This is a genomic window from Pseudohongiella sp., from assembly GCF_040877505.1.
Classification (GTDB): Bacteria; Pseudomonadota; Gammaproteobacteria; order Pseudomonadales; family Pseudohongiellaceae; genus Pseudohongiella.
The window spans coordinates 40466-57443 of sequence record NZ_JBBDNQ010000038.1; the positions used below are offsets into that span (position 1 = coordinate 40466).

A 16978-nucleotide genomic window follows, 5' to 3' on the forward strand; every position below is an offset into this window, starting at 1 on the left:
GAGCAGTATAACGTACCAAATCAAGCGTATACCAACCCTGATGTTAACGGTACACTTGCCAGAATGAGATTCAATAACACTGATCCGGAAACCCAGTTATGTTTTTTACAAATCGAACCCTGCGCCGCAGCCTGTTAGTTGCTTCAAGCCTGTTTGTTCTTCTGTCCTCAACGTTGACCGCGCAAACCACACTGCTGACCAACGTAAATGGTTACACCATGCTCGACGGCGACGGACCTGGCAGTGCCCGGGAGCGCATGACGTTCAGCGCCATCCAGTTTACCGGTGACACCATCGACCGCGTGTTCACTGACAGCGATGAATTGCCCGATGATGACAACATCACGGTGGTGGATGGAGAAGGTAAAACCCTGCTGCCGGGTTTGATTGATGCACATGGTCATGTGCTCAGTTATGGCCTTAGCCTCCTGCGCGTGGACATGACCGGCACCCGCTCCGAACAGGAAGCGGTTGCACGCGTGATGGCGTTTCAGGAAGCCAATCCGGGGCTGGAGTGGATTCAGGGGCGCGGCTGGAATCAGGTGTTGTGGGACAGCAATGAATTCCCCAGTGCGGACACACTGGCGCAGGCACAGTCGGATACACCCATGTGGTTCAGCCGCGTTGATGGCCATGCAGGCTGGGCCAACCAGGCCGCCATGGAGCTGGCGGGGATTGATGCCAGCACGCCTGATCCTGACGGCGGCATGATCATTCGTGATTCGGAAGGCCGTCCAACAGGCACGTTTGTTGACACCGCCATGGACTATATTACGCAGCATATTCCGGCGCTGAGTATTGACGATCAGAAAATGGCATTGCGGCGCGCAATGCTGGCGCTGGCCGAACAGGGCCTGACCAGCGTGCACGATGCCGGTGTCTCCAGTGCGACTCTGCAGGCCTACAAAGAATTGCTGGAAGAGGGACCGCTGCCGATTCGGGTCTATGTCATGCTGGCTGGTGGTGATGAGCAACTGGCGGAGCGATTGGCCGAGGGCCATTTTATCAGCGACGACAATACGCTGGTCGTGCGCAGTGTGAAGATTTCCGCCGATGGCGCGCTGGGCAGTCGCGGTGCCTACCTCAATGAGGACTACTCCGACATGCCTGGCCACCAGGGGTTGTTGTTGCTGTCTCCTGAGCGCCTGACGCAGTTAATGGACATGTCGATGCAGGCGGATTTTCAGGTCAATGTGCATGCGATTGGTGATGGCGCCAACATGATTGTGCTGGATAACTATGAAGCGCTGATTCAGCGCACTGGCACTCGTGAACAAAGGCACCGCATCGAACACGCGCAGGTGCTGCGCTACGAGGATATTCTGCGCTTCAACGAGCTTAACGTCATTCCTTCCATGCAGGCGACGCATGCAACCAGCGACAAGAACATGGCGCAGGACAGGCTGGGTGAAGTTCGCATCCAGGGTGCTTATGCCTGGCGCAAATTGATGGAGGCGGGTGCCATCATTGCCAATGGCTCGGACTTTCCGGTGGAATCCCCCAATCCCTTTTTTGGCCTGCACGCAGCGGTGACACGTCAGGATCAGCAGAACGAACCGCCCGGCGGCTGGTTCCCCGAGGAGCGCATGACACTGGGCGAAGCCTTGACCAGTTTTACTCTGGACGCGGCTTACGCAGCGCACCAGGAAGAACTGCTCGGTTCTCTGGAAGCAGGCCGGCTGGCCGATTTTATCCTGGTAGAACAGGACGTGTTTGACATCGATCCGTCACAGTTGTGGCAGGTTGAGGTTGTGCAGACCTGGGTGGGCGGACGTCGTATTGGCGAATAATTGGCCGCTGACAGGCGACTAAAGGGGGTAACGATGAGCAATGTGCAATCGCGGCGCCGGTTTCTGCGCACCTCAGGGGCCCTGCTGCTGGGCGCGGCCAGTGTGCAGGTCAAACTGGCGCAGGCACAACAGGATATTTCAGAGATTTTCGCTGCTGGCAGCGGGGAGGACTATTGGCTGAGCGTCCGTAACCAGTTCTCCTTTGCCGACGATGCCGTGCCGATGAATGCTGCCAATCTTTGTCCGTCTTTTCGCATTGTTGCCCAGCATGTTGCGGCGATGACAGCGGATATAGATCAGGACTGCTCATTTAATAACCGGGCCAGATTTTCCGGTTTTCTGGAAGATGCGCGCAGCCGTGTGGCAGCGCAGTTGAATATCAGCGCAGATGAAGTAGCGCTGGTGCGCAATACCAGTGAAGCCAATAATATTGTCAATAACGGACTGGCGCTTGAGCGCGGCGATGAAGTCGTTGTCTGGGACGAGAACCATCCCACCAATAATGTTGCCTGGGACGTGCGTGCGGCGCGTTTCGGTTTTGTTGTTAAAAAAGTGGCAACGCCAGCGCACATTGATCCCGGGCAACTGGTCGATGCTTTTGTCCGCCAGTTTACTGATCGCACCCGGGTACTGGCACTGACCCATGTGTCCAATGTCAGTGGTATAAAACTTCCGGTTGCCGAACTTGTTGCTGCGGCTCATAAGCGTGGTATTTTTGTTCATCTTGATGGTGCGCAAACCTGGGGCGCTATGGATCTCGATTTGCAGGCGCTGGGTGTTGATGCGTTCACGGCCAGTGCTCACAAGTGGTTTATGGGTCCCAAAGAGGTCGGCCTGCTTTACGTGAAGTCGCAGCAACAGGCGCGTATCTGGCCAGGCGTGGTGGCATCGGGCTGGGGCAGCGGGGTCGAAACCGGGCAGCCGGGTGCGCGCAAATTTGAATCTCTTGGTCAGCGCGATGATGCGGCGCTGGCAGGCCTGGAGCTGACCGCCCGTATCCATGACAGTATCGGCGCAGCGCGGATCGAGCGGCGTATCACCGCCTTGTCACAGCGTCTGAAAACCGGCGTTCAGGCGCTGGGGTTGCCGCTGGTTACGCCGATTGACCCAGCCTTGAGTTTCGGTGTCTGCATTGTAGCGGTGCCGGATGGGCAGGCAGGTATGCTGGCCGACCGTTTATACTCTGAATATGGCATTGCGGGGGCGGGAACCGGTGGTCTGCGTCTTTGTCCGGGCATATACAACACAGAGGCGCATGTTGATCGTGCTGTAGCAGCGGTCAGAGAGCTGTTGCGAGCCTGATCCGGATAAGCCGCGCCAGGCTGAACTTATTCGGTTTTCAGTGATACTTCCAGCAGACCATCGCGACGCAGAACACCATGACTGATGGCGAATCCTTTGAGCATGGAGGCGACTCTGGCTTGCGGGCGAGGCCAGCTGGCAAGTGAACCATGATGACCGGGACGCATGGCCAGCTGATCCTGCGCCTGTATACCATATTCCCGATTCATTACCTGGTTGTCGTCTTTAAGCTGGATCAGGCCATGCCCCAGGGTTTCCTTGCGGATGTAGGGATGCAGTACCTCAAAGAAAGCTTTAAGGGCCAGGTCATCCATGTAGTTGAAAGAGTCCCAGAACAGGCACAGATCGAAGCGCGTATCTTCCGGAAAATCGAGAACACTGCGAAACCGATCACGCCAGGCCGTGAGCAGGTTTTCCTGGCGTATGGATTCATCTATCAGCTTGCCTGTTTTTTGGGCGGGCGGCGCCAGAGTCGGGGGCGACTGCAAGGCATCAGGCAAGCCGCAGAAGTGCAGCTTGCAGCGCCGGTTGCCAAAATGAGCCACGGTTTCATGCACGCCAAAACCCACGTCCAGCACCATCAATGTCGACTCACCTGCAATTTTCTGCAGAATGTCGGGCATTAAACGACTGGGCAGCGTCTCGGTCACTGTCACTGTTAATTGCTCTGCCAGGTTCACGTTTTAGCTGGTTTTGTCGGTTGGGGTGCCTGATTTAAAAGACGTCACTGACGAATTACCATTGGCATGGCCGGGATCAATGTCGATAGTGCCTTTGAAACGCGCGCCTTCTTCCAGTGTCATTTTCGGCGTAACAATATTGCCCTTGATATTGCTGGTACTGGAAACAAAAACCTTTTCCTTGCCGGCAATATCTCCATGAACCTCACCGTCAATACGGATCACTTTGGCAGTAACGTCAGCGTGAACTTTGCCTGATTTGCCGACAGTGAGTTCGTGCGACGCCAGATTCACGGTGCCCTCAACCTGACCTTCGATCAGCAGATTTTCGTCACCGCTGATATCGCCCTTGACCTTGATGGTGGCGCCCAGTGTGGCCGACTTGCCTGAGCTGCCTGCCGCTGAAGGCCGCGGCGCGCTGCTGTAACTTGATTCCACCGCCGGTGCGGCCGAGGAGGATTCGGGTTTGTCCTGTTGTTTGTCTTTGTTCCGGTCAAACATAAGTATCACCAATGACTTTGTGGTTATCGCTTCGGACTTTAGCAAGTAAGGCCGGATCTGACAATGGTCTGTGTGCTAAATTACTGATGGTTGATGCACTCCGCAAAACCCGCAATATAGGTCATGGGCAAGCGTCGCCGGGTGCGGCAGGTTATCATGATGGTTCCATCGCGCTCAGAGTAAAAGCATGTGTATCGTAAGGAAGGTTTTATGACTACGGCGCAAACAGCGCGGGTCAGCAGCTTGCTGCCCGTTGCCGTGATCGGTGCGGGGCCGGCGGGACTGATGGCCGCCGAGCAATTGACGTTGGCCGGGTACAGGGTTGATCTGTTCGATGCCATGCCAGCGGTCGGACGCAAGTTTTTGCGGGCGGGCGTGGGCGGGCTCAACCTGACTCATTCAGAGGATTTTGATGCCTTTGCCACGCGCTACAGCGATGCCGCGATGGTTCTGCCCTGGTTAAACTCATTCGGTCCGGCACACTTGCGGGAATGGGTCAGGGGGCTTGGCATCGAGACCTTTACCGGAAGCTCCGGGCGAGTGTTCCCGGTGCAAAAGAAAGCCTCGCCGCTGCTGCGTGCGTGGTTGCATCGTCTGCAGGAACATGGGGTCAAGATCCACACCAGGCACCGCTGGGTAGCGTGGCAACCGCAACCTGATGGTCACCAGTTAACGTTTTCGGTGGTGACGCCGGAGCGCGGAGATTGCACGGTGGCAATTGCGGCGCAGTCAGTGGTATTAGCCCTGGGTGGCGGCAGTTGGTCACGTTTGGGCTCGGACGGGCAGTGGCTACAGATGCTGGCGCGAGCCGATGTTGAGGCTGCGCCGTTCCGGCCTTCGAACAGTGGTTTCGATTATCCCTGGAGCCCGTACATGCGAGAACGCTTCGCCGGCCAACCGCTTAAATCGGTGGCGCTGTCGTTGGAGGCCGGTTCGCCTCACTGGCGTCAGGGTGAAGCCATGATCAGCCGGCATGGTGTGCAAGGCGGCCTGATCTATCATGCGTCACGTGACATCTTGCAGCGCATTGAACGCGATGGCTTTGCGCAAATCTACTGGGATTTGATGCCGGACCGGTCGATAGAGGACATCCGGCGGATACTGGCGCTACCCAGAGGCAAGCAGTCGCAAGCCAATTTCCTGCGCAAACGCCTCGCCTTCAGCGGCGCCAGGGCAGCACTGCTGCATGAACTGGCGCCATTGTCGGGTCGTGACCCGGAAGCACTGGCGAGGGCCATTAAATGTTTGCCGCAACGGTTGCACTCGGCGCGTCCGCTGGATGAGGCGATCAGCACCGGCGGCGGTATTGTTGCTGCCGAGTTGACCGATGAGTTGATGTTGAGGCGTCATCCGGGCGTGTTCTGCGCTGGCGAAATGCTGGATTGGGATGCGCCCACGGGTGGTTATCTGATAAATGCCTGTCTTGCCAGCGGTCGTGTGGCGGGCCAGGGTGCGGTTTCCTATCTGCGGAATGTTGGCTCGCCATCGTGATGCCCAACACAGTTCCGGGGCGGTGATGCTGTTGATAATTGACCTTTTTCCGGAAACGTGTAGTCTGGAAATGCCGGTTTAATCCGGCCAGATGTGACGTCCACAGAATCACAACGACAAGGGCGCACGGCATCGATGATCAGGAACACTACACAATGCGTCGATCCAGGGTTTTAAAGGTCATTATTGCGGTTGCTCTGATCACCGCGATCGGGCCTGTGGTCACTGCAATTTATCTGTCTCAGCAACAAGGGCTGGCGGCTGAATTTGACCGGGTGACCAGCTACGCCCGTTCCGTGGCGGCACGCTCCGATCGCGCCGTTGAGCAAATGCAGGAAGCCATTGATGTTCTTGTCGCCGCAAACATCGGTGATCCTTGCTCCGATGCCATGCTCACCCGGATGCGGCAACTGGGTGTCAGCATGGAGTTCATGAAAGTTGCCGGTGCTGTCAGTGGCGAACTCATGCTGTGTTCCACGCTGGGGTTGCATGAGAGCGGACTGGCTCTGGGCCCGCCGGACAGCCTGACGCCGTCGGGGACTCGCTTGCGCCTGACAGCGCCGGTGCCGTTTGCGTCGGAAACACCCTATATTTCTCTTGAACGTGATGGCTTTATCGCCATGGCGCACCGGAATCAGGCTGTGGACCTTGTGGTTGATCAGGAGGGCGTGATTTTTGCGACATTTGACCCGTCCACGGGAGACATCAGAACAGTAAGCGGTGAGGCAGACCCTCGTTGGGTAGAGGCGGTAAATGATGTGCCCGAAGCAGCGTTTGTCGACAATGGGTATATCGTTGGCATTGTGCGCTCTGACCAGGTGGCACAGACGGGTGCCATTGCTGCAATTCCGTCCGGTTATCTGGATGAGCGAATACTGGCGTTTATCTGGGTTTTATTGCCAATTGGAATAGTGACTGCGGTTGTATTGACCGGGTCAGTTGTCTATTTTGCCCGCCTGCAGGTTTCTCTGCCCACGCAGATTCGACAGGGTTTGCGCCGCAACGAGTTTTATCTGGATTATCAGCCTGTGGTAGAGCTGGCCAGCGGACGATGGGTGGGGGCAGAGGCCTTGTTGCGCTGGCGCCACAGGGACGGTCGGGTTATGCAGCCGGACGACTTTATCCCCGTTGCCGAACACAGCGGCCTCATCGGTATGTTGACAGAGCAGGTCATTGAGATTGCAGGCCGGGACATGGGGGCAGCACTGCGCGCCGATCCGGACTTTTTCCTGACCATCAACTTGTCCGCCAAAGACCTGCAATCGGGCAAAACCCTGGATAAACTGATGGCGATGGTACGTGCCAGTGGCGCCGGTTCAGGGCAGATCGTCGCTGAACTGACTGAACGCATGCTGGTTGATGCCAGTGCCGCGAAGGGCGTTATCGAGGCTATGCGCAAACAGGGGGTCCGGGTGGCAATAGATGATTTTGGTACCGGATACTGCAGCCTTTCCTATCTGGAGACCATGCAGTTCGACTGTCTTAAAATAGATCGTCTGTTTGTGGAAGCCATCGACACCGAGGCCGCGACTAATCGCGTTGTATTACATATCATAAAAATGGCGCGAACTTTGAATCTGAAGTTGGTTGCCGAGGGTGTCGAAACCGAAGCGCAGGCTCAATACCTCAACAAACAGGGTGTGGAGTATGCGCAAGGCTGGCTGTTCAGTCGCGCCATAGCGCCAGGTGACCTGATTAAAGGACTGGCCCGACATCAAGCCTGAAGTACCAGTAACGCACAGAGATGAAATCATAATGAGCAAAGCAGCACCGCGTCTTTATCCGGCAATCGAACCATTCGCGTCCGGGTGCCTGCCGGTTTCCGAACGTCATAGTCTGTATTACGAACAGGTCGGCAATCCTGCAGGCAAACCGGTCGTTTTCCTGCATGGCGGGCCCGGCGGTGGCGTGATGCCGGACTATCGCCGCTATTTTGACCCGGACAAGTGGCATGTTGTGCTGTTTGATCAGCGTGGCTGCGGCCGTAGCACTCCTTTTGCCGATATTGAGGAGAACACCACCTGGGATCTGGTGGCGGACATCGAAAAAATACGCGTGCATCTGGGGCTGTCGCGCTGGGCTGTTTTTGGTGGTTCCTGGGGTTCCACGCTGGCGTTGTGCTATTCGATTGCGCATCCGGACGTGTGCACCGATCTGTTTCTACGCGGCATTTTCCTGCTCAGGAAACAGGAAATCGACTGGTTTTATCAGCAAGGGTGCTCAAGGCTGTTTCCCGACCTGTGGCAATCGTACCTTGAACCCATTCCGGAAGGTGAACGTGGTGACCTGGTGGCAGCATACTACCGGCGACTGACGTCAACCGATCCTGTGGTCCGCCAACAGGCGGCCAAGGCCTGGTCGATATGGGAGGGGTCGACTTCAAAATTGATGTTTGACCCGGCCTCTGTCGGCAAATTTGGCAATGACCAGTTCGCCGATGCCTTTGCACGTATCGAGTGTCACTATTTCACCAACAAGGGCTTTTTGCCGGAAGACAATTACCTGTTAAACAATGCTGATGCGATAAAAAACATCCGAACAGTTATTGTTCATGGCCGCTATGACGTAATATGTCCTGTAGAAAATGCCTGGCAACTACATAAGGCTCTGCCGCAATCTGAATTGCATATTATCGCGGATGCCGGTCACGCATTGTCGGAATCGGGCATTACCGCAAAAATGATTGAATACACCGATAAATGGTCTGATTGATGTGGGCAGTTCCCCGCGGAGCGCAATAACGCAGACATGGTACCTCTTGATACTATTACTCTAAGCATAACGTTGGCACTGGTGTCCGTCACTTCGGTCCTGGTGTTGTTTATTTTCTGGCGCATCAACGAGAAGTTGCCGGGTGTTTTACACTGGACGATTGGCGGTTTTTTGATCTCGTTGTCGTTTCTGACAGTATTCATGGCAACGCTGCTTGGCGCGCCCTGGAATCTGGCGCCGTTTCTGAGTAACTCCATGAGTCTGTCTGCGGTACTTTTTACCATTGAAGGCTGCCTGCGCTTCCGGGGTTATCATTCCCGGCGGCGTTGGCGCCTGATGTTGCTTGCGATGCCGGTCCTGGTTTTGATAGCGTGGGTAAACAAGGATTATCCGCAGGCACGTTTCCTGTTTCACGATGCTTTTGCAGCAATTGGTATGTGTCTGGTGGGTGTAATTCTGTGCTGGCGCACCACTGACCGGTACGAGTTGCGTGCCAACACCCTGGCAGCCTGTTCAGCGATTATGATGAGTGTTCCGTTTGCGGTGCGCTGGCAGTACGCACTGCTGGCGCCCGAAGTATCCGCCAGGCCGATGGACGTGTCCGCGAATCAGGGCCTCGTCCTGGCCCTGATTGTGTTTAGTATCGGCTGGACCTATGGTTTGGGTGTTGCCTGTTATTTCCGCTCCAATCGCCAGGTTATGCAACTGGCACGTGAGGATGCCTTAACCGGCTTGCCCAATCGCCGCAGTATTGACGAGAGTCTGGGCGATACTCTGATCGCCAGCCGCCGCACCAAAGCGCCGTTTGCGGTGATGCTGATTGATGTGAACGACTTTAAGCTGGTCAATGACAGGTTCGGCCACAGTGCCGGCGATGAACTGCTGGCGGGCATCGCCAGACGCCTGGAAGGGGCGATTCGGAGCGCAGATTTTACCGGACGCCTGGGCGGCGACGAGTTTGTCGTTATTGCCCGGGGAATGGAAAGCGAGGGTGATACGGATGAGTCGGAGGTCAGGCTTGGAGAGTTTCTGCAGCGTTTGCGCGATGGGCTGAATGGCCCCATGCCGGTGCGCAACCGGAATGTTGATGTTGTTGTCAGCATAGGGGTCGCGCTGTGGCCGGTTGATGGTGACAGCTCTGACGAATTGCTGGGGCGTGCTGACACTCTGATGTACCAGGACAAGTCCAGAACGTCAGACGGTGTCGTGCGGGCCAGCGCTGAAACAGGGGGCTGCTCAGCAGGGGAGGCGTCCGGAGAGGCCGTCCTGGAGAGCCCGATTAGATCCGAAAACTGATATCGTCGCGGATAACGACCGGCAGGTCTGGCTCATAGTCCGGGTTAAGCCAGACAATCAGGGAGGCATAACCGCAGGATTCTGCGTCCTCGGGGATATAGTCGGGCATCACGCCAAAGTAGCTGAAACCTTCGCGCAACTGAAAGCTCAGTACCGGGTCGTTAAAATCTCCCCAGATTACTTTGCGCACGTAGAATTCAGCGCTCATATCGGCAGCGTGCTCCCGGTATCCTGGCAGTCGGCCACAAGCGATAATGCGTTTCAGGTTCATGGCCCGGCACAACTGGCGTCGACCTTCGTACAGCAAATGTCCGACACCCTGTCCCTGCGATTCAGGATCAACAAAAACCTCTACCCCGTACAGGGTGCGGCCGTCGGGGTTGTGATTGTCAAACGTCCCGGCGCTGGTGATATCGTACCAGCTGTGCTCGTCGGTCCAGTCATCCCACATGACCATGATGGAGCTGGCGCAGCCCAGCAGACCGGATTCGTCCTCGGCGACAATCTGGCCTTGCGGGAACTTTTCCAACTGGGTCAAAAGGTCGAGTTTGTTCCACGGCGGTATGGTGGGATAGATGCGGGTCTGCAAGGCTATCAGTGCGGGGATGTCTTCGCGCCGGGTCTGGCGTACTCTGATGTTGCTCAAGGTGTGTTTCCTGTGTCGTGCTCATCTGTTTCTGCAGCGAATGCAGGCGGTGCTACGCCGGTGCGCGGCGCTCCGGGTGCCGTGCTGGTCGCCGGTTCAGGGGCCTGTGGCTGGCGAACCTCGTTTTCCGGTGGCGCTGTGCTGATTGTCTCTCGTGTCGGGTCAGTCAGGTGTATGAAAACGACGGCCAATGCGACCAGGAGAACCACGCCCGTAAGCGCGGCAGCGACGAATTTTAGAATGAGGCTATTTTTCATCACGGGTGCTCATCACGGCTGCTCATCACTGGCAACCTGCTACTTCGCCAAGCAGCTTGATCAATGGCTTGTCGGTATGCTGCCGAAGTGTCGCCAGCAACTGCTGCTGGGAGCCAAACCTGCTTTCATCGTAACGGTGTTTGAGCAAGGAGGACGCTTCACTGTCGGAGGGGCGGCGCGCAGGGCTGTTAATCCGCTCAGGGCTGTTTATGGGCTCAAGGCTGTTCACAGGCTCAGGGCTGTTTATGGGCTCAGGGCTGCCCGTCTTCTGTGCGACGGGCCGGGCGTCAGGATACATCCGCAGAGCCGCTTTGTTCAGCTCCTCAATCAGTGCGGTGAGTTCCTGCGCGGTTACGTCGCCCTGTGCAATCAGGGTCAGCAGGCGGGTGCGCAATTTGCTAAGCGGCTCGCGCTGTATTGCTCCTGTCACCTGGGTGTCGGCGTTTTTTGATGTTACCGGGCGTTTGTCTTTGCCTGACGTTGCTGCCGACACTTGGGCCGGGTTTTGCCGCCGATACTGACTTTGCCAGTATGCGCTGAATGATGCCTTCGGCGTAAGCGTTCCCAATGTGTCTGTAAGTGCTTGACCCAGGCGGAAAAAATTTTTGCATGATGGGTCGGTTTCAGGGAAAAGCGTCACCGGGGACTGCATGGTGACCGCTGCGCGCAGGCTTTCATCCTGGAGAATGAAGCCAAGATAGTTCAGTTTTACACCGATGTATTTTTCCACCGCCCCGGCGAAACGTTGAAAAACCTCACGCGCCTGTTTGGTGCTGTGACACATGTTAACAACGACATGGAAATGGCTTTTTTTGCCGCGCCTGCGCAACAGTTTAATCATGGAAAAAGCATCGGTCAGAGAGGTCGGCTCAGTCGTCACAACGATAATGGTCTGCTGCGCCGCCCGCACAAAGTCCATGGTGTCATCACCAATGCCTGCAGCTGTATCGACCAGCAGATAATCGTATTCACCCTCCACGGTGGCCAGTTGTCGGGTCAATTGCATGTGCTGCCGGGGTTGCAGCTTGATGCATTCAACGATGCCATTGGCGCCGGGGATGACCTTCAGCCCGTGCGGGCCGTCCAGCATGACATCGGCGATGGATTTGTTGCCAAACAGTACGTGTTCAAGGCTGAGCCTGGGTGTCAGGCCGAGCAGGATATTGATATTTGCCAGACCAGTGTCGGCGTCAAGCAGGCAGACTTTGTGTCCCATGCGTGACAGGGCAATGCCCAGATTGACGGAGATACTGGATTTGCCGACGCCACCTTTGCCGCTGGTGACTGCAATTACGTGGGGGGCAGTTGTGCGGGCCTGGGACAGGCTTTTTTTGGCAACGCTATTCAGTGGCAGATCGACGGTAGCCATCAGCTTCCCGTAGTGATGATTTTTGCGTTTTTGTACCGATTTTGATGGTTTGCTATCGAGCGTTTACACAACTACCGAAGCATAATGGGACATCAGCCCGCGTGCAACAAGAATTTCCATAATAATGACAGGCTTGCAGTGGCCAGCGGGCGCGTCATTGAGTATACTCGGCGCAGGCTTCGTCAGCCAGGTAGCGATATCCGACTTCAAGGACACTTACAATAACGCTGGATCTGCGGACACGGTTGAGCCCATGACGGTGGAAAAACAACGAGTACCCACCCATCTGACCCTGAACAAGCTTCCCAGTATGCCCCAAGTGCTGGTTCGTATCCTTGACGCTGTCAGTCAGGAATCCGCCGATTTTCAGCATCTCTCCGATATCATCCGCCAGGACAGCGCCATGTCAGCACGGCTGATTGCCGTTGCCAATTCCAGTTATTACCGTCGCCAGTACAGTTGTGACACAGTCGATCGAGCCCTGATGTGTCTGGGCCTGGAAACCGTCAGGACGCTTGTTATCACAGCGGCGGTCAAACAGTATTTCAGCCACTTTGACAAAAACCATCAACAATTCATGCGCCAGTTCTGGCGTCGTTCTCTGGTGTCGGCGCATTGTGCACAAACAGTGGCCAGTCTCACCGGTTATCAGGCGTTGCCACAGGCGTATCTGTGTGGCCTGCTGATGGATGTGGGCCAGTTGTGCCTGCTGGCAGAAAACGACAGTGTGTATTTGCCAATACTGGCCTCGGCTGGCGGCGATGACCAGCAATTGCTTGATGCCGAGCGCAGCGCGTTAGAGACCACGCACCCGGAGCTGGGTGCGGCTCTGCTCGACAGCTGGCAGCTGGATAACTTCATGGCAGATGCTTTGCGTTATCACCATGCCGGGGGTGTTGATATCAAACATGCTCACCACCTGGTTAAAATCGTCAATCTCAGCAGTCTGATGAGCAGTCAGGCTGAACCGGATGACAAAACCCTGACCCGTGCCAGTGATCTGTTTGGTTTTAACGAAGATTTGTTGCGAGAGCTGCATGCTCGCATCGCCGCGGATGTCCAGCGCATTGCCGGTGGCCTTGGCGTGGCATCCGGCGAGGCAGAAGACCCTGAACAGGCGCAGCAGGCAAATCGTGAATTGGGCGAGAAACTGGGCCAGTTGGCGCAGTTGCAGGCCTTGCGACAGACCCTGCCGCGGGATGCTGTTGACGTGCCGGAACATGACGCTGTCGGACGCGCGCTGTATCTGAGTTTCGGTTTCGAAAAGTACGTGATTTTCAGGCTGCGCGAAGAGCAAGGGACACTGGAGGCAAGTCTGGGAGAAACCGGATCAGGCCCAGGTTCAGGCTCAAACATGGGTGCTGAGCCGGGTGTAGCCGATTTTGTCGTGGACACACTGGCGGAGGATAACCTGGTTCAGCGTAGCTTCAGCAGACAGCAGATCCAGACCAGCAACCTGCCTGACGGTGACAGGCTGAGCCTGCTCGATGAGCAATTGCTGCGTTATTGCCGCCAACCGGCTTTGATATACCTGCCATTTGCGGCGAAACATCAGCGCGGGATACTGGTAGCAGGTGCAAACCCGGTAACACTGGCCCAGCAGCAACAAAACGCTGGTTTGTGGCAAACGCTGCTGAACGAAATCACCGTGTTATTTGATCGTGCTCCGGCGGTTCCCGGGCAGCAGGTACGGGACAGTGAATCAGCGCGCATCAGTGAGGCGGTACATGAAGTCAGCAACCCACTCAGCGTGATTAACAATTACCTGGAAATTCTGCGCCTGAAGCTGGGCGACAGCAAAGATGCAGATAAAGAATTTGCGATACTGCGGGAAGAAATTGACCGTGTGGGTAAAATACTGCTCAGGCTGAACAAACCGGGTGAGTATCCGGAAACAGAGTCGGTGGATGTCAACGCCGTGGTTGACGACCTGGGCAGGATCTTTCGGGAATCCATGTGTGCCGCGCGTGACGTCAGGGTGAAGCTGGAACTCGACAGTTCCCTGCAGCCAGTGTTGCTGAACAAAGTTGAGTTGAAGCAGGTATTGACCAATCTCATCAAGAACGCGGTGGAGGCTATGCCCTCTGGCGGCACCCTGACGTTGCGATCGGAAGGACGTGTCATGGTAAATGGTCATGCCCATCTGACGCTGACCATTGCGGATACCGGTGCCGGTATACCCGAGCGGGTCATGTCCCGATTGTTTGTTCCCGGTGTGACCAGTAAGGGTGATGCTCATGGCGGCCTGGGCCTGAGCGTCGTTAAAAAATTGATGGATGCCATGAAGGCCCAGATCGTTTGCAGCAGCAGTGACCAGGGCACCCAGTTCCGTTTGCTGTTTCCGGTTACGCGAAGCAGCAGTCCGCAGGAGAGTTGAGTGAGCGCAGTCTTGAAACCCAGCAATCGTAACAGCGCCGCTGAGGGCTCTGGCAAGAAGCCTGGCGAGACCCGACAGGGACGCATTCTGGTGGTTGATGATGACCAGCGGCTGGCGGAAAGCCTGCACAGCCTCCTGTCTATGCGCGGATATGTGGTTGAAATGGTTTTTGGTGGACAGGCGGCCATTCGCAAGCTGGGCGCCACGGTTTATGACGTCGTATTGCTTGACCTCGTCATGCCCGATGTGGACGGTCATCAGGTGTTGCAACACATACACTCGGCCAAACTCAACACGCTGGCGATAGTGGTCAGTGGAGAAAGCGCCATTGACCATGTCAGCCAGGCGCTGCGCCAGGGTGCGCACGACTACATTAAAAAGCCCTATGTCGCTGACGAATTGCTGACCACGATCAGTAATGCGATACGCAAGAAACGCCTGGAAGACAGTCACGGCGAGATGCAGAAACGCCTGACAAGATCCGAGCGATTGCACCGGTTTCTGGTCAACAATTCGCCGGATATCATCTTTATTCTCGATCACAATGGCTGCTTCAGCTTTATCAACAATAAAGTGGAAAGTCTGCTGGGTTACACGCGCAGCGATCTGCTGGGGAAACCTGTGACTGCGATCGTCGATGCTGAGGACCAGGAAAAGGCCCGGTATTTTTTTGAACATGCACACACATCCAACGATAGTGAACGTGCTATCAACATGGCGCTTGTCAGTCAGTCGCCAAACACCGGCGAGTCGCGTAGACGACATTTCGAATTGACCATGTCCACGATAAGCGATGATGTGCTTGAATCTGATGGAAGTGAACGCTACGAAATTTATGGGACGGCAAGAGACATCAGCGATCAGATAGAAGCCGAGGAATTCATCAATTTCCAGGCCTACCATGACATTCTCACGCGCTTGCCCAACCGTGCGCTGTTCAAGGATCGTTTGAGCGTGGCAATTACCCAGGCGCATCGCAACCAGGAAAAACTGGCGGTGATGTTTATCGACCTGGATCGCTTTAAGGTCATCAACGATTCGCTTGGCCACACCATGGGCGACCGCTTATTGCAGTCGGTGAGTCAGCGTTTGCTGTCCTGCGTGCGCAAGGGGGATACCCTGTCACGTTTTGGCGGCGATGAGTTCACACTTTTGCTGCCGGACATAAAAAACGAAAGCACAGCATTGCAGGTCGCAGAGAAGATGCTGGAGTCGATCAAAACGCCGTTCGATATTGCCGGGCATGAAATTTATATTGGTGCCAGTATCGGTATTGCCGTCTACCCGGATGCCGGTGATGATATAGAAGCACTGATCAAAAACGCCGATATTGCGATGTATCGCATCAAAAGTAGCGGCAAAAACGGTTCAATCCTGTTCAATGCCGAGATGAACGGAAGTGTTACGCGTCGTCATTCGCTGGAGCAGGATCTGCGTCGGGCACTGCAAAACAATGAGCTGGAAATCTGTTATCAGCCGCTGGTGGATACAGTGAACACAAACCTCTACGGTGTAGAGGCGCTGATTCGCTGGAATCACCCGCGCTACGGCCGATTGTCGCCGGCGGAGTTTATTCCGATTGCAGAGGATAGTCGCCTGATCGTGGAAATCGATCGTCAAACCATGCGTGAAGCCTGTCTGCACGTAGGCGCTCTGCATCAAAAAGGCCACCCGGGTCTGCGTTTGTCTATCAACCTTTCCCCGGTGATGGTTGAGCGTGAAGACTTTGTGCAGCAGATTTTTGACACATTGGAAGCCACGGCATTCCCGCCGGAGAATTTACAGCTGGAGATTACCGAAGGTCTTTTGTTAAATGATCGTCGGGATATCGTGGACAAGTTGTTGCACCTGACTCAGACGGGTATCACGTTGGCCATTGATGATTTTGGCACGGGTTTCTCATCGCTGAGTTATTTGCACAAGTTCCCGATAAAAACGCTGAAAATCGATCGCAGCTTTGTGCAGAAACTGCACCACGACGCCGACGATGCCTGCATTGTCAGTGCCATTGTGTCTATGGCCCAAGGCCTGAAAATGAATATTGTTGCCGAAGGCGTAGAGCACATGTTTCAGTTCAATTACCTGCGCTCGCTGGGATGTAATATTGTGCAGGGCTATCTGTTTGGTGAGGCGACATCGCTGAACGATGTTGTGATTCGCTACCCTTACGGCAAACGCCTGGCTGCCGGTGAATCTCAAGCCAATGGCCCAGGCTGATCAATACTTGCCGGCATTCTGGCTGCCGCGGCCCGACAACATTGCCTCCAGTCCGTTGAGTTTGATCTCGTACATCAGCGCGAGCTGGCGTCCCAGTCTGGTGTTGGGAAAACCCTGACGATGAAACCAAACCAGATAGGGTTCTGGGAGGTTAATCAGCTTCTGTCCCTTGTACCTGCCAAACGGCATGGTCTGGGTCAAGGCTTCGGCAAGTATTTCCTCATTCATGGCGTTTTCCGGATCCCTGCGGGGGAGAGTTCACAATATCAAAACCGGGAGGTTCCTGAAACGACTTATTACATGCTAGATTGTGCAATGCCTGCAACAGGAAAAAGAAAGC

Annotated in this window: 14 protein-coding genes; 8 read left to right on the forward strand and 6 right to left on the reverse strand. The window is 55.5% G+C overall.

Going from position 1 to position 16978, the window contains the following annotated elements; translation table 11 throughout:
* The first annotated feature begins 98 nt into the window (after nucleotides 1-98).
* Together WD071_RS13685 and WD071_RS13690 are read left to right on the forward strand one after the other, a co-directional pair.
* A complete protein-coding gene (locus tag WD071_RS13685) occupies nucleotides 99-1790 on the forward strand; it encodes an amidohydrolase (RefSeq protein ID WP_368048948.1) in 1692 nt (563 codons plus the stop codon).
* 33 nt (nucleotides 1791-1823) lie between these two features.
* Entirely contained in the window at nucleotides 1824-3092 is a 1269-nt protein-coding gene (locus WD071_RS13690) for an aminotransferase class V-fold PLP-dependent enzyme (protein ID WP_368048949.1), read from the forward strand.
* 26 nt (nucleotides 3093-3118) lie between these two features.
* Here the strand turns inward: WD071_RS13690 and WD071_RS13695 are convergent, their stop codons facing one another.
* Entirely contained in the window at nucleotides 3119-3748 is a 630-nt protein-coding gene (locus WD071_RS13695) for a hypothetical protein (RefSeq protein ID WP_368048950.1), read from the reverse strand.
* A gap of 27 nt (nucleotides 3749-3775) precedes the next feature.
* The gene (locus WD071_RS13700) at nucleotides 3776-4273 is read right to left on the reverse strand and encodes a polymer-forming cytoskeletal protein (protein WP_368048951.1); all 498 of its coding nucleotides are present in this window, start codon (nucleotides 4271-4273) and stop codon (nucleotides 3776-3778) included.
* Nucleotides 4274-4483: 210 nt separating this feature from the next.
* Between WD071_RS13700 and WD071_RS13705 the strand changes: the two genes are divergently transcribed.
* The 4 genes from WD071_RS13705 (at nucleotide 4484) to WD071_RS13720 (ending at nucleotide 9772) form a co-directional block, all read left to right on the forward strand.
* On the forward strand, nucleotides 4484-5764 hold the full coding sequence (locus WD071_RS13705) for an NAD(P)/FAD-dependent oxidoreductase (protein ID WP_368048952.1): 1281 nt from the start codon (nucleotides 4484-4486) through the stop codon (nucleotides 5762-5764).
* 155 nt (nucleotides 5765-5919) lie between these two features.
* Nucleotides 5920-7488 carry an EAL domain-containing protein gene (locus tag WD071_RS13710; protein WP_368048953.1) on the forward strand — a complete coding sequence of 523 codons (1569 nt, stop codon included), beginning with the start codon at nucleotides 5920-5922 and terminating at the stop codon, nucleotides 7486-7488.
* 31 nt (nucleotides 7489-7519) lie between these two features.
* The gene (gene pip / locus WD071_RS13715) at nucleotides 7520-8476 is read left to right on the forward strand and encodes a prolyl aminopeptidase (RefSeq protein WP_368048954.1); all 957 of its coding nucleotides are present in this window, start codon (nucleotides 7520-7522) and stop codon (nucleotides 8474-8476) included.
* Nucleotides 8477-8512: 36 nt separating this feature from the next.
* On the forward strand, nucleotides 8513-9772 hold the full coding sequence (locus WD071_RS13720; RefSeq protein ID WP_368048955.1) for a GGDEF domain-containing protein: 1260 nt from the start codon (nucleotides 8513-8515) through the stop codon (nucleotides 9770-9772).
* On the opposite strand, the gene WD071_RS13725 is transcribed toward WD071_RS13720, so the two are convergent.
* The 3 genes from WD071_RS13725 to WD071_RS13735 are packed head-to-tail and all read right to left on the reverse strand — an operon-like array spanning nucleotide 9756 to nucleotide 12044.
* The gene (locus tag WD071_RS13725) at nucleotides 9756-10418 is read right to left on the reverse strand and encodes a GNAT family N-acetyltransferase (protein WP_368048956.1); all 663 of its coding nucleotides are present in this window, start codon (nucleotides 10416-10418) and stop codon (nucleotides 9756-9758) included. The two genes, WD071_RS13720 and WD071_RS13725, sit on opposite strands and share 17 nt — an antisense overlap.
* Entirely contained in the window at nucleotides 10415-10675 is a 261-nt protein-coding gene (locus WD071_RS13730; RefSeq protein WP_368048957.1) for a hypothetical protein, read from the reverse strand. The genes WD071_RS13725 and WD071_RS13730 overlap by 4 nt, the downstream gene beginning before the upstream one ends.
* Before the next feature lie 25 nt (nucleotides 10676-10700).
* Nucleotides 10701-12044, reverse strand: a complete 1344-nt coding sequence (locus tag WD071_RS13735; protein WP_368048958.1) for a MinD/ParA family protein — start codon at nucleotides 12042-12044, stop codon at nucleotides 10701-10703.
* Nucleotides 12045-12201: 157 nt separating this feature from the next.
* Here WD071_RS13735 and WD071_RS13740 point away from each other — a divergent pair, with 157 nt between their 5' ends.
* Nucleotides 12202-14421, forward strand: a complete 2220-nt coding sequence (locus WD071_RS13740; RefSeq protein ID WP_368048959.1) for an HDOD domain-containing protein — start codon at nucleotides 12202-12204, stop codon at nucleotides 14419-14421.
* Complete coding sequence (locus tag WD071_RS13745; RefSeq protein WP_368048960.1) at nucleotides 14422-16638, forward strand: putative bifunctional diguanylate cyclase/phosphodiesterase; 2217 nt, start codon at nucleotides 14422-14424, stop codon at nucleotides 16636-16638.
* Here the strand turns inward: WD071_RS13745 and WD071_RS13750 are convergent, their stop codons facing one another.
* Nucleotides 16639-16866: a DUF3820 family protein gene (locus WD071_RS13750; protein ID WP_368048961.1), complete on the reverse strand. Its 228-nt coding sequence runs from the start codon at nucleotides 16864-16866 to the stop codon at nucleotides 16639-16641.
* Nucleotides 16867-16978 lie beyond the last annotated feature (112 nt).

Coding starts and splice junctions, on each gene's coding strand:
- WD071_RS13690 (WP_368048949.1), top strand. CDS start 1,824: ATGAGCAATGTGCAATCGCGGCGCCGGTTTCTGCGCACCTCAGGGGCC.
- WD071_RS13720 (WP_368048955.1), top strand. CDS start 8,513: ATGGTACCTCTTGATACTATTACTCTAAGCATAACGTTGGCACTGGTG.
- WD071_RS13700 (WP_368048951.1), bottom strand. CDS start 4,273: ATGTTTGACCGGAACAAAGACAAACAACAGGACAAACCCGAATCCTCC.
- WD071_RS13750 (WP_368048961.1), bottom strand. CDS start 16,866: ATGAATGAGGAAATACTTGCCGAAGCCTTGACCCAGACCATGCCGTTT.
- pip (WP_368048954.1), top strand. CDS start 7,520: ATGAGCAAAGCAGCACCGCGTCTTTATCCGGCAATCGAACCATTCGCG.
- WD071_RS13710 (WP_368048953.1), top strand. CDS start 5,920: ATGCGTCGATCCAGGGTTTTAAAGGTCATTATTGCGGTTGCTCTGATC.
- WD071_RS13730 (WP_368048957.1), bottom strand. CDS start 10,675: ATGAAAAATAGCCTCATTCTAAAATTCGTCGCTGCCGCGCTTACGGGC.
- WD071_RS13705 (WP_368048952.1), top strand. CDS start 4,484: ATGACTACGGCGCAAACAGCGCGGGTCAGCAGCTTGCTGCCCGTTGCC.
- WD071_RS13735 (WP_368048958.1), bottom strand. CDS start 12,044: ATGGCTACCGTCGATCTGCCACTGAATAGCGTTGCCAAAAAAAGCCTG.
- WD071_RS13685 (WP_368048948.1), top strand. CDS start 99: ATGTTTTTTACAAATCGAACCCTGCGCCGCAGCCTGTTAGTTGCTTCA.